Source organism: Novosphingobium humi (genome assembly GCF_028607105.1).
Classification (GTDB): Bacteria; Pseudomonadota; Alphaproteobacteria; order Sphingomonadales; family Sphingomonadaceae; genus Novosphingobium; species Novosphingobium humi.
The window spans coordinates 469,863-481,379 of record NZ_CP117418.1; the positions used below are offsets into that span (position 1 = coordinate 469,863).

At 63.8% G+C, this 11,517-nt stretch carries 11 protein-coding genes; 3 read left to right on the forward strand and 8 right to left on the reverse strand.

Going from position 1 to position 11,517, the window contains the following annotated elements:
- Window positions 1-34: 34 nt before the first annotated feature.
- The 6 genes from PQ457_RS18000 to PQ457_RS18025 all read right to left on the reverse strand — a co-directional run bounded on the left by PQ457_RS18000 (window position 35) and on the right by PQ457_RS18025 (window position 6,328).
- Window positions 35-1,465: an NAD-dependent succinate-semialdehyde dehydrogenase gene (locus tag PQ457_RS18000; protein ID WP_273620231.1), complete on the reverse strand. Its 1,431-nt coding sequence runs from the start codon at window positions 1,463-1,465 to the stop codon at window positions 35-37.
- A 41-nt stretch (window positions 1,466-1,506) separates the two neighbouring features.
- A complete protein-coding gene (locus PQ457_RS18005) occupies window positions 1,507-2,907 on the reverse strand; it encodes an aldehyde dehydrogenase (RefSeq protein WP_273620393.1) in 1,401 nt (466 codons plus the stop codon).
- A 144-nt stretch (window positions 2,908-3,051) separates the two neighbouring features.
- Entirely contained in the window at window positions 3,052-4,089 is a 1,038-nt protein-coding gene (locus PQ457_RS18010) for an alpha/beta hydrolase (protein WP_273620232.1), read from the reverse strand.
- Window positions 4,090-4,101: 12 nt separating this feature from the next.
- A complete protein-coding gene (locus PQ457_RS18015; RefSeq protein ID WP_273620233.1) occupies window positions 4,102-4,662 on the reverse strand; it encodes an SLC5/6 family protein in 561 nt (186 codons plus the stop codon).
- A 44-nt stretch (window positions 4,663-4,706) separates the two neighbouring features.
- Window positions 4,707-5,498 carry an SDR family NAD(P)-dependent oxidoreductase gene (locus PQ457_RS18020; protein ID WP_273620234.1) on the reverse strand — a complete coding sequence of 264 codons (792 nt, stop codon included), beginning with the start codon at window positions 5,496-5,498 and terminating at the stop codon, window positions 4,707-4,709.
- An 80-nt stretch (window positions 5,499-5,578) separates the two neighbouring features.
- Entirely contained in the window at window positions 5,579-6,328 is a 750-nt protein-coding gene (locus tag PQ457_RS18025; RefSeq protein ID WP_273620235.1) for an SDR family oxidoreductase, read from the reverse strand.
- Window positions 6,329-6,460: 132 nt separating this feature from the next.
- On the opposite strand from PQ457_RS18025, the gene PQ457_RS18030 reads away from it, so the two are divergent.
- The 3 genes from PQ457_RS18030 to PQ457_RS18040 all read left to right on the forward strand — a co-directional run bounded on the left by PQ457_RS18030 (window position 6,461) and on the right by PQ457_RS18040 (window position 10,133).
- Window positions 6,461-7,378 (forward strand): LysR family transcriptional regulator, encoded by a 918-nt coding sequence (locus PQ457_RS18030; protein WP_273620394.1) that lies wholly within the window; start codon window positions 6,461-6,463, stop codon window positions 7,376-7,378.
- A gap of 20 nt (window positions 7,379-7,398) precedes the next feature.
- Window positions 7,399-7,554, forward strand: a complete 156-nt coding sequence (locus PQ457_RS18035) for a hypothetical protein (RefSeq protein ID WP_273620236.1) — start codon at window positions 7,399-7,401, stop codon at window positions 7,552-7,554.
- A gap of 116 nt (window positions 7,555-7,670) precedes the next feature.
- The gene (locus tag PQ457_RS18040) at window positions 7,671-10,133 is read left to right on the forward strand and encodes a TonB-dependent receptor (RefSeq protein ID WP_273620237.1); all 2,463 of its coding nucleotides are present in this window, start codon (window positions 7,671-7,673) and stop codon (window positions 10,131-10,133) included.
- A gap of 207 nt (window positions 10,134-10,340) precedes the next feature.
- Here the strand turns inward: PQ457_RS18040 and PQ457_RS18045 are convergent, their stop codons facing one another.
- On the reverse strand, window positions 10,341-10,955 hold the full coding sequence (locus PQ457_RS18045; RefSeq protein WP_273620238.1) for a 3,4-dihydroxy-2-butanone-4-phosphate synthase: 615 nt from the start codon (window positions 10,953-10,955) through the stop codon (window positions 10,341-10,343).
- On the reverse strand, window positions 10,952-11,515 hold the full coding sequence (locus PQ457_RS18050) for an NADPH-dependent FMN reductase (RefSeq protein ID WP_273620239.1): 564 nt from the start codon (window positions 11,513-11,515) through the stop codon (window positions 10,952-10,954). Before PQ457_RS18050 ends, PQ457_RS18045 begins: the two co-directional genes overlap by 4 nt.
- Between the last annotated feature and the right edge of the window lie 2 nt (window positions 11,516-11,517).

Sequence of the window (11,517 nt, forward strand, 5' to 3'; positions counted from 1 at the left end):
CCGAAAGGTTGACCCTTCCGGCGCCGCTATTGCCTCATCCCTCGTGGATGGTCTTGGTGACAAGGCAAGCCTGAAGGCCTTCCGGGCCGTCTTCATGGCCATGGCCCGACCATTTCACCCCGCCAAAGGGCGCATCGGCCGCGCCGATCGTGGTTGTGTTGATCGCCAGCATCCCGGTTTCCAGTTCGGCGGCCAGACGGCGATGGCGGCGATAATCCTGCGTCCAGGCATAGGCGGCAAGACCATAGGGCAGGCGGTTGGCCTCGGCGATCATTGCGGCCTCATCGGCATAGCGGTTGATCAGCGCGACCGGGCCGAAAGGCTCCTCCTGCATGATTTCCGCGTCCGGCGGCGTGTCGGCCAGCACGGTGGGGGCAAAGAAACAGCCCTGATTGCCGATCCGCGCTCCGCCCGTCACCAGCCGGGCCCCGCGCGCGACGGCATCACCCACCAGCTTCTCCATCGCCTCGGGGCGGCGCGGATTGGCCATCGGCCCCATCTGCACGCCATCGTGCCAGCCCGGTCCGACGCGGATGGCCGCCGCCCTTTGCGCAAAACCGGCGACGAAGCGGTCATAGATCGCATCCTCGACGATAAAGCGGGTGGGCGCGACGCAGACCTGTCCGGCATTGCGGAATTTGTGCGGCACGACCTTGTCCAGCACCGCCTCAAGATCGACATCGCCGAACACCAGCACCGGCCCATGCCCGCCCAGTTCCATCGTCGTGCGCTTGAGATCATTGGCGGCCAGTTTCATCAGATGCTTGCCGATGGCGGTCGACCCGGTAAAGCTGAGCTTGCGGATGACGGGCGAGGCGAGGAGATAGTCCGACACCTGCGCCGGATCGCCAAACACCGCCTGCGCCACATCGCCGGGCAGGCCTGCATCATACAGACATTGCAGCACGCCCAGTGCCGAGGCGGGCGTTTCCTCCGCGGCCTTCAGGATGACGCTGCACCCCGCCGCAATCGGCGCGCCCAGTTTGCGCCCCGGATTGCCCAGCGGGAAATTCCACGGTGCGAAGGCGGCCACCGGCCCTACCGGTTCATGCACCACGCTCGAGCGCATGCCTGCAGGGCGCACCAGTTGGCGGCCATAAAGGCGATGAACCTCGCCGGCATAAAAGCGGAAGAGTTCGACATTCATCATCACCTCGACCCGCGCTTCGGCCAGCGTCTTGCCCTGCTCCTGTGTGGCAACCCATGCCAGTTCCTCCTTGCGCTCCAGCATGAGCGCGGCGGCGCCTTGCAGCACTTCGGCCCGCTGCGCCGCGCTGGAATGCCGCCACATGGCAAAACCGCGCGCGGCGGCCTCCAGCGCGCGGTCGAGATCGGCGGTGTCGGCCAGCGGCAGTTGGCCCAACGCCTCGCCGGTGGCAGGGTTGCGGACCGTGAAGGTCGTGCGGTGGTCGATGCCCGTTCTTTGTCCGGCAATGACCATCGCGAGTTCGGGGTAATAGGGCATGAAATCCTCTGAATTTACGTGTTTTATGGAAAGTGCGCCCATCAGATGGGGAAATGCCCGTCCTGGGTTTCGACGGTGATCCAGCGGGTTTCGGTGAAGCTGTCGATGCCCTGACGCCCGCCGAAGCGGCCATAGCCCGAAGCACCAACGCCGCCGAAGGGCATTTGCGCCTCGTCATGAACGGTCGCGCCGTTGATGTGGCAGATGCCGCTCCTGATCTGCTTGGCAAGGCGCAAGCCCTTGGCGATGTCCTTGGTGAAGACGGCCGCCGAGAGGCCATATTCGGTGTCATTGGCCAGCTCGATCGCGTGCGCTTCATCGCGTGCGCGGATGATGCCGACCACCGGGCCAAAGCTTTCATCGCGGAACAGCTTCATGTCCGGCGTCACCTTATCGACCAGATGCGCGGGCATTACGACATTGAGCGTGGTTTCCCCGCCCGTCAGCAAGGTCGCGCCCTTGGCCACAGCGTCGTCGACCAGCGAAAGGCAATGCGCCACCGTCTTGGCATCGACCACCCCGCCCAGCGGCGTGTTGCCCAGACGCGGGTCGCCTGCGGTCAGGGTCTTGACCTTGGCGGCGAATTTCTCCGCGAATGCATCGGCCACGGCGTCCACCACGATGATCCGCTCGGTGCTCATGCAGATTTGGCCCTGGTTCATATAGGCGCCGAAAGCCGCCGCCTTGACCGCCTCGTCCAGATCAGCATCCGCGCAGATCACCAGAGGCGCCTTGCCGCCCAGTTCGAGCAGGCAGGGCTTGAGATGCTCGGCCGCGCGCTTGGCGATGATGCGGCCCACCGCCGTGCTGCCGGTGAAGTTGATGCGTTTCACTTCCGGCGCGTCGATCAGCGCGCCCACCACGTCCGCCGCATCGGCCGGAGCATTGGTCACGACATTGACCACGCCTTCGGGGAAACCGGCCTCGGCAAAGGCCTCGATGATGAGGGCATGGGTGCGCGGGCATTGCTCGCTGGCCTTCAAAATCACCGCATTGCCGCAGGCCAAAGGCGTTGCAATCGCGCGCACGCCAAGGATGATCGGCGCGTTCCACGGCGCAATGCCTAGGATTACACCGACCGGTTCACGCAAAGCCATGGCAAGGCAGCCGGGCTTGTCGCTGGGGATCACTTCGCCCGAAATCTGGGTGGTGAGGCTGGCCGCTTCGCGCACCATGCTCACGGCCAGGCCAAGGTTGAACATCGCCCAGCCAGCGGTCGCGCCGATCTCGCCCATCATCGCGGCGACGAATTCGTCCTTCTTGGCCGCCAGAGCATCGGCCGCCTTTTGCAGCACAGCGCGGCGGGCATTCGGACCCATCGCGCCCCATGCCGGCTGCGCCGCCGCCGCACGCGCAGCAATCGCCCCCATCTCGCCCGCCTGCATCGCCACCGCCGAGGAGGCAACCTCTCCCGTCACGGGGTTCAATCTCGTGAATTCCATCATGCGCATCCTAACCGAGGGGGGCTGACCGGCTAGGTTTGGTCAGCCCTCTCCATCACTGTCGAGGCCGCAGGGTGGCAAAATTTTCCCCTCCTGTCCATAAAAAGAACTATATTCTATTGTATAGAACGTTCTGAGGCGCCTTCAATGAACATGCGCCTGAAAGAATTTGGCGATGACGGAGAATGCTTCGCGCGCTTCTGGCACGCGGATGTCATAGAAAAACGCGTGGCGGCCGCCTTCCCACATATGCAGCCGGGCATCGACCCCGGCCTTGACCAGCTTGCTGTGCAGATAGACCGCGCTGCTCATCGCGAAATCGCGTGTGCCGACAATCACCAGCGTCGGCGGGAAATGGGCCAGCACCTTGGGATCGCGGGCGGGGAAGGCATTGGTATCGTCCAATGCCGCGCCGCGCATATAGCCCAGCGGCGGCGAAGCCGCAGGCGAGGGCGGAGGCGGCATATCGCCGTCGCCCAAAGCCATGCCGGTAAAGCGCGAATCCCCGCCCATGCCCGGATCGCCCCCGGCACAGAAAATTCCCGCAGCCGCCGGAGAGGGCAGACCATGCGATTGGAACCATGCCAGCGATTGCGCGGTCAGCAATCCGCCCGCCGAACAGCCGTAAAGGCCGATGCTGCGGGCTGGAATGGTCTTGAGCACCTCGCGATAGACATTGGCGACATCCTGCGATGCCGCAGGGAATTGGGCGGCGGGGGCCAGCCTGTAATCGACACTGATAACGCGCATGCCCGTCATGGCCGCGATAGGGATCGATTCCAAACCGCCGCATTCGGTAAAGCAGCCGACAAAGCCGCCGCCATGGACATTGATCAGAACCTTGCCTTTGGCCGCGCCCGCCTTGGGTTCATAGATCAGGACGGGCACGCCGCCGATACGGTCCGCGCGGATGGAAACGGCGAAGGCGGCCTTGGTCCGCTCCAGCCTTGGGCCGAACAGGGCGGCGTTGATCTCGGCCACCGATTTGCCTTTCAGGCTGCGCTCGGTGGTGATGTGTTCGATGCGCGAACGGTTGCCTTCATCGCTCATCAGCGGACTGGACGGGACGGTCATGGCCGGAACATGGGTCTCGCCCGAGGGGCCGATGTCCAGCGCCTGCGCGTGAAGCGCCGCGCCCGACAGGCAGCAGGCCGCCGCCAGCATTGAAACGAAATTCCTCATTCCCTCGTTTCCTTATGATTGTGCCGCAGCGCGACGTTGAAAGATGGCCGAAAGCAGCAGGACCAGTGCGGGCGAAAGCGCGGCGACATACATATTGTCGATGCCATGCGGATTGCCCGCCAGATACCAGGCGGTGGTGGCCAAACCGCTGAAGACCAGCGCCGCCACCGCCGAGCGCGGCGAACCCAGCCATGGCAGATAGACCCCCACCAGCGCGATGATCGCAATCGACAGCCGCAGGGCGCGGGTGAAAAAGGACAGTTCCAGAATATTGGGCGCAAAGAACACGCAGAGCAGCGGCAACAGGCCTACCGCCAGTGCCACCCGTCGCGTGGCGCGCAATTCGCTTTCACCCTGTGGCTTGAACCACGGGATATAGAAATCGCGCATGACCAGCGCCGTGGTGGCCACCGCCACGGTGCTGACGCTGACCAGAGCCGAGGCGACCAGCGAGAGCGTGACCAGCGAGGCCAGCCCGACTGGCATCTTGCCGATAAAGACCGGCAGGGCATAGAGGCTGGCCTGATCGGGATAGAGATAGCGCGCCGCCACCCCGACAAAGGCCAGCGCCACCCCCAGCGGCAGGCGTTTTGCCGCCGACAGGGCAGGTGCGTGTCTCAGTAAGCGCTTTTGACCACGCCGCCATCGGCGCGGATCGCGGCGCCATGGGTGGCAGAGGCCAGCGGGCTGGCAAGGTAGGTGACAATGGCGGCGATTTCGTCGGGCGACGTGAAACGCCTGATCAGCGATGTCGGGCGGACATGCTCGAAAAATTCGGCCTCAACCTGTTCTGGCGTTTTGCCGCCGGCTTGTGCCAGCGCGTCAACGAAATCGCCCACTCCACGCGATCGGGTCGGGCCGGGCAGCACCGAATTGACGGTGATGCCTGTGCCTGCGACCGATTCCGCGATGCCGCGCGCGGCGGCGATCTGCGCGGCCTTGGTCACGCCATAATGCACCATCTCGGCCGGGATCTGCAGCCCGCTTTCGCTGGAGATGAACAGGATGCGGCCCCAATTCCGGTCACGCATGTCGGGCAGATATTGCCGCGCGAGGCGCACGCCCGACAGCACGTTTACATCAAAGAAGCGCATCCAGTCGGCATCGGGAATGTCTTCAAACGCCTTGGGTTCGAAAATGCCGAGGTTGTTGACCAGAATGTCGAGCCTGGGGAAGCGTGCAAGCAGCGCGGCGGCGGCCTCGGCTGTGCCCAGATCGCCGGCAAAACCGGCGACCTTGCCCGCGCCCAGCACGGTGAGGTCGGCCACCACGGCATCGACAGAGGCCTGCTTGCGGCCATTGACGATCACTTCGGCGCCTTCCTTCACCAGCGCCTTGGCAATGGCATGGCCAATGCCGGCGGTGCTGCCGGTGACGAGGGCGATCTTGTCCTTGAGTTGCAGATCCATGGGTATTCTCCTTGTTGGGAGCGGCAGCCCTCTTACAGGCCGTTTGGGGCACCATTTGGGCGAAATGGCGGGATGGGGGGTTACAGATTGCTCATCCCGCCATCGACGATCAACTCGCTGCCGACCGTGAAGCGCGATTCATCCGAGGCGAAATAAACGAAGGCATCGGCAATTTCGTCGGGCGAGCCGAAGCGGCCCACCGGCAGTTGCGCAAGGATCGCCTGCTGCATACCGCTCAATTGCTCTTCATTCAGGCCCAGCTTGCCATAAAGCGGGGTGACCACGGGGCCGGGGCTGACGGTGTTGACGCGGATGCCGCGCCCGATGAGTTCGCCCGACAGCGTGCGCGCCAGCGAGATCAGCGCGGCTTTGGTGGCGGCATAGACCGACGAATTGGGCATGCCGATCCGTGCGTTGATCGAACCGTTGAAGACGATCGAGGCAGGGTTGGACAACACCGGCAACAGTGCCTGGATCAGGAAATACGGGCCTTTGACATTAACCGCAAAGGAGCGGTCAAAGCCTTCTTCGTCAAAGGCTTCGATGGGGCGGAAATCGGCAACGCCGGCATTGACCACCAGCGCATCCAGTGTGCCGAATTCAGCCTGGATGGTTTCGGCAATGGCTTGCTGGCCGGCGACATCGCCCGCATCGGCAAGGATGGCCAGCACATCACCACCCAATTGCGCCTTGGCGGCGGCGAGGCGTTCAGGATTGGTGCCGGTGATGGCGACGCGCGCGCCTTCGGCCAGAAAGCGCTGGGCGGTGGCAAGGCCGATGCCGCTGGTGGCGCCGGTGACAAGGGCAGTCTTGGTGTTGAGACGGTTCATCTTCGGGGTATCCTTTATCCGAGGCAGCAGGCTGATCGTGCTGACGAAAGAGGATTTAGCCTTGATGCAAAACTTGATCGATGGCCTATGAATGATCTATTCATTCACAATAGCTGAATGAAAGCTCGTGCCATGGATCGCCTTCGCGCCTATGAAGTGTTCACCACCGTCGTCGCCAAAAATGGCTTTGCCCGCGCGGCCGATGCGCTCGACACCTCGCCGGCCAATGTCACGCGCTATGTGGCCGAACTGGAGGCGCATCTGGGCGCGCGACTGCTCAACCGCACCTCACGCCGCCTGTCGCTGACCGAAGCGGGCGCGGCGCTCTATGAAAGGCTGCGCCATGTACTCGACGATGTGGCCGAGGCCGAGGCGGCGGCCAGCGCCGACAGCCGTGCCCCGCGCGGGCGGCTGCGCATCAATGCCCCGCTCAGCTTTGGTGTGCGGCATCTGGCGCCGCTGTGGCCGCGTTTCATGGTGGCCTGTCCCGATGTGGAACTCGACATCTCGCTGTCAGACCGCGTGGTGGATCTGGTGGACGAGGGCTATGACCTTGCCATTCGTATCTCGCGCGGGGGATCGCAGAGCCATGTGGCGCGCAAGCTGGCCTTGTCGCACAACATCGTATGCGCCGCCCCGTCCTATGTGGCGGCCCATGGCGCGCCTGCCTCGCCCGATGATCTGATGAACCACGCCTGTGTGGCCTACACCCTCTCCCCAGAGCCGGAGGAATGGCCCTTTCTGGACGCTCATGGGCAAGCTTATGGCGCACCGATCCGGCCGCGTTTTTCCTCCAATAACGGCGATACGGTGCGGGCCATGGCGCTGTCGGGCCATGCGATGGCCTGGCTGCCCACCTTCCTGGCCGGTGAGGATCTGCGCGCCGGGCGGTTGGTGCGGGTGATGCCGGATTATCCGCTGCCACCCATCGCCATTCTCGCCGTTTACCCCAGCCGCCGCCACCTTTCGGCCAAGGTGCGCGCCATGGTCGATTTCCTCGCTGATGCTTTCAACGGAACGCCCGATTGGGAGCGTGACACCGAGGCATAGCCGGCCTGCGGACATAGAGGATGGCCGATCTGCGCGCGACCGGATATTCGGCCTGCCGGGCGGCCTGCCGGGTCGCCGGACGGGCGTTGCAATTCGACCCCGGAAATGACCGACAGGTGGGCAATCTGATCCTGCGCATTGTTGATGAATTTCCCTTTGCTCTCAATCCCCAATGACAGCGCAACCGGCGCCCGCCCGCATGGGGCGGGCCGCCCTTGGCCCTGTCCAATGATGTGCGTTCGCAGGGATGGTTTCGGGCATTGAAGGCCCATTTCAAGCACAGGGGAAACTTATGCGTAAGATTTGCATGAAGCGGATGCTGCTGGTCGGCTCCGGTCTGGGGCTGGCGTTGCAGGGGCAGGCGGCCTTGGCGCAGCAGGCCGCCACGACCCAGCCGGACGGTCAGGGCGAACTGGTGGTCACGGCGCGGCGGGTCAATGAAAGGCTCAGCGATGTGCCCGGTTCGGTCAGCGTGCTGTCGGAAGCGCAACTGGCCAAGGGCGGCATCCGTAGCACCGAGGATTTCGTCAAGGTCACGCCCGGTGTGACCATCGTGGCCAGCACCACGGACGCTTCAGACGTGCAGATCAACATCCGCGGCGTGAACGGCGCGCGCGATGCGGAAGGTTCGATTGCGCTGGTGGTCGACGGCATTCTTAAGACCAACACCGCCTCGCTCAACCAGCAGCAGGGCGCGTTGACTCAGGTGGAAATCCTCAAAGGGCCGCAGGGCGCGATCTATGGCCGCAACGCCACGGCAGGTGCCATCGTCATCCAGACCCGCAAGCCCAGCGACACCATGCAAGGCGGCGCCCGCCTCAGCTATGCCACGCAGAACACCGCCAAGGGCGAGGCATGGGTATCCGGCCCGCTGATGCCGGGCGTGGGCTTTGTGCTGTCAGGCGATTACATGAACACCGACGGCTTCTACCGCAACACGTTTCTGGGCAATGCGAAACTGGTGGACTATCAGCACGGTTTCAACATCAACGCCCGCGTGATTGCCGATCTGGATGATCAGACCAAGCTGGACACCAAGGTCCATTTCGGGCGCACCAAGGGCGCCTCGCTCTCGTTCAACGCGGCCTTTGCGCTGCCCGGATTTGCCGCCGCCACCGGCATCCCCACCTTCAACGAGAATGTGAACACCCATCCGTTCAAATTCTACGGCAATATCGTGCCCCAGAACGAGCAGAAGACGCTCGAGATGTCGACCAAGCTGACCCATGATTTCGCAGGGGCCACGCTGACGGCGTGGGTGGCCTATAATGACATCCGCAACTGGCTGATTGCGGACGGCACCTCGGCCGATTTCCAGCTCTTCACCTCGGCGGTCAATCCTGCGGTTTCGGGCGTGGTCAGTTCCTGCGCCTCAACCGTGGCGGCGCTGGCGGGCTATCCCATGGCCAGCCCGACCTATCTGGCGGGCACATCGGCCGGTTCGCTGTTCGGTCCCTATTCGCCCACCACCTGCGACGGCAGCCAGTATCAGCGCCGCGAACAGCGCGACATCAGCGGAGAAATCCGCATCGCCTCCAGGAACGGCGGGTCGCTCAACTGGCAGGCGGGGCTTTATTACATCAACATCAAGCGCCGCGCGGTCGTCACCTCGCAGGGCGACAAGGGGCAGGGGGCCGCCGCCGCCGCCTATACACCGCCCAGCGGGATCAGCCCCACCAACCAGTTGTTTGACGACAGTTTCCGCACCAATGCCTATGCCGGTTTCGCCTCGGCCGATTACAGCGTGACCAAGGCGTTCAACGCCGGGGTGGCGCTGCGCTATGACGTGGAAGAGCGCCATGTGACGAACAATGTGCCGATGCTGCTTGATCCCTTCAGCGGGCGCTGCCTCAATCCGGGGCAGGGACTGGGCAGCACCTGCAGCCCGATCACGCCCAAGAGCCGCACGTTCCAGCAATTCGAACCCAAGGTGACGCTGCGCTATCGCTTTGGGCCGGAGGCGACGGTCTATGCCAATTGGGGCGTGGGCTTCAAATCGGGCGGGTTCAACAATCAGGGCGCTTCGGCCATCGTGGCCAGCTATTTCGGTGCCATCGGTTCGGAGGCAAGGATCGAGGACATCTACAAGCCGGAACGGTCGAGCAGTTTTGAGGCGGGCGTCAAGGGCCGCCTTGGCCCGGTGGATTACACATTGGCCGGTTATTACAACCGCGTCACCAACATGCAGTTCTTTGAATTCTTCGTGGGCGGCTTTGGCCTGCTGCGCGTGGTGGAAAATATCGACAAGGTCGATCTCAAAGGCATCGAGGGCAATATCAATGTCCGGCTGAAGCCGGGCTGGACCGCCTTTGCCTCGGCCAATGTCATGGATTCCAAGATCAAGGCCAACAGTGTTCGCCCCTCCACCGTGGGCAACAAATCGCCCTACACCGCCGATTATACGGTCAATCTGGGCAGCCAGTTTGAAACCCCGATCCGCGATGGGCTGAACCTGCTGCTGCGCGCCGATTACCGTCTGACCGGGCCGACCTGGTTCCATGTGGTTCAGGCCCAGTCAAACCCGACGATCTTTGGCGCGCCGGGCAATTACACCGGCACGCGGCGCAATGCTTATGGCATTCTGGATCTGCGCGCGGGCCTGTCGGGCAAGAGTTGGAACCTGACCGCCTTTGGCACCAATGTGTTGCGCAAGCGCTATCTGGCCGAGGTGATCCCCGCGGTCGAATTTGGCGGTTCGTTCATCGCGCCGGGTGCGCTGTCGCAATTTGGGCTGGAACTGGGTGTGAAGTTCTGATGAGGCGCCCCCCGCTTCCGTTTGGTTGTCAGATGGGGCGGGGGGTGTACGGCAGCTTCAAAGCCGGCTTTGGGCGGTTTGGAGTTTGATGGAAGCATGTGCCGAAGGGCGCGCCCGGATCTCCTTTTACATAATAACGAATATCGGTAAATCAGGCAAAAGATCCGGCAGACATCGACCGCTGCCGGATCCGGTCTGAACCTCTGCTCATCCCGGATGGCGATTTCGATCCGCGAGTTCAATCAACGCCCCAATATCGGCGCTCACCATCCCATGTTCGGCAAGAAAAGACCCCAGATCCTCGGCGCGGGCCATACTGCCGTCATCCTTCATCACCGCGCAGAGAACCGCCGCATCGCCCACACCGGCCATGCGGCACAATTCCACTGCGGCTTCGGTCGCGGAGGGCCGCGCCGCCACGCCTCCGCTGCCCGCGATCAGCGGAAAAACATGGCCCGGCGAAACAATGTCCTGCGCGTCGGCTGTAGACGACGTGGCTATCTGGATTGTCAGCGCCCGGTCGGCGGCGGAAATGCCTGTCGTAATGCCCTCGCGCGCTTCGATCGAGGGCGCAAAGGGCCGACCGGTGCGCGCCAAAGTGCCTGTGTCCAGCAGTGTCAGTCCAAGCCGTACTGCCCGGTCCGGCGTTATGGCCATACAGATCAGGCCCCGTGCATAGCGCGCCATGAAGTTGATCGTTTCGGGCCGCACCAGACTGGCCGCCGCAACCAGATCAACATCGCCCCCGCGCAACCGATCCCCGGTCAGCAGGATGATCTCGCCGCGCGCCAAGGCGGCCAGCGCCGGGCCCAGCGCGCTCATGCCGCCGCCCCTGCAAGACTGCGCGCGCCCATCACGACCTGGCTGCCCACGGTGGCCAGTTGCGCCGCGATCCTGGCGTCCGTGCAGGCGCCCTGCGCGTCAAACAGGCCTTGTGATGTCCGCACCGTCGCACCCAGCGGTGTGGGCCAGCCCCGCAACGCATGGGTGATCGCGCGCAGGGTCATCATGGTGCTCATCGTCGCCTGATCGCCATAGGCGGTGGCGATCAGGCCCACGGCCCGCCCATCCAGATAAGGTCGCGCGTCCTTGGCCAGATCTTCCAGATAATCCAAGGCGTTCTTGACCAGACCTGAGACCGTTCCATGATAGCCGGGCGCGGCGATGATGATGCCGTCGGCCTGCCTCACGGCCTCGACCAGTTCGGCGCCCACCCCGGCCTGATGCCCGGCCCCGCGATAATGGGGCAGGACGCCAAGATAGGCCCCGCCGAAATGGCTGACATCGGCCCCCGCTTCCCGCGCGGCCTGTCCGGCCAGCAACAGGGCGCTTTCGGTGGTGCTGCTGTTGGCGACGGTGCCGCCGATGCAAACTATTTTCATGG

Excerpts from the sequence above, each read along its gene's own strand:
- PQ457_RS18000 (WP_273620231.1), bottom strand. The coding sequence starts at position 1,465 with ATGCCCTATTACCCCGAACTCGCGATGGTCATTGCCGGACAAAGAACG.
- PQ457_RS18005 (WP_273620393.1), bottom strand. The coding sequence starts at position 2,907 with ATGGAATTCACGAGATTGAACCCCGTGACGGGAGAGGTTGCCTCCTCG.
- PQ457_RS18010 (WP_273620232.1), bottom strand. The coding sequence starts at position 4,089 with ATGAGGAATTTCGTTTCAATGCTGGCGGCGGCCTGCTGCCTGTCGGGC.
- PQ457_RS18020 (WP_273620234.1), bottom strand. The coding sequence starts at position 5,498 with ATGGATCTGCAACTCAAGGACAAGATCGCCCTCGTCACCGGCAGCACC.
- PQ457_RS18025 (WP_273620235.1), bottom strand. The coding sequence starts at position 6,328 with ATGAACCGTCTCAACACCAAGACTGCCCTTGTCACCGGCGCCACCAGC.
- PQ457_RS18030 (WP_273620394.1), top strand. The coding sequence starts at position 6,461 with ATGGATCGCCTTCGCGCCTATGAAGTGTTCACCACCGTCGTCGCCAAA.
- PQ457_RS18035 (WP_273620236.1), top strand. The coding sequence starts at position 7,399 with ATGGCCGATCTGCGCGCGACCGGATATTCGGCCTGCCGGGCGGCCTGC.
- PQ457_RS18040 (WP_273620237.1), top strand. The coding sequence starts at position 7,671 with ATGCGTAAGATTTGCATGAAGCGGATGCTGCTGGTCGGCTCCGGTCTG.
- PQ457_RS18045 (WP_273620238.1), bottom strand. The coding sequence starts at position 10,955 with ATGAGCGCGCTGGGCCCGGCGCTGGCCGCCTTGGCGCGCGGCGAGATC.
- PQ457_RS18050 (WP_273620239.1), bottom strand. The coding sequence starts at position 11,515 with ATGAAAATAGTTTGCATCGGCGGCACCGTCGCCAACAGCAGCACCACC.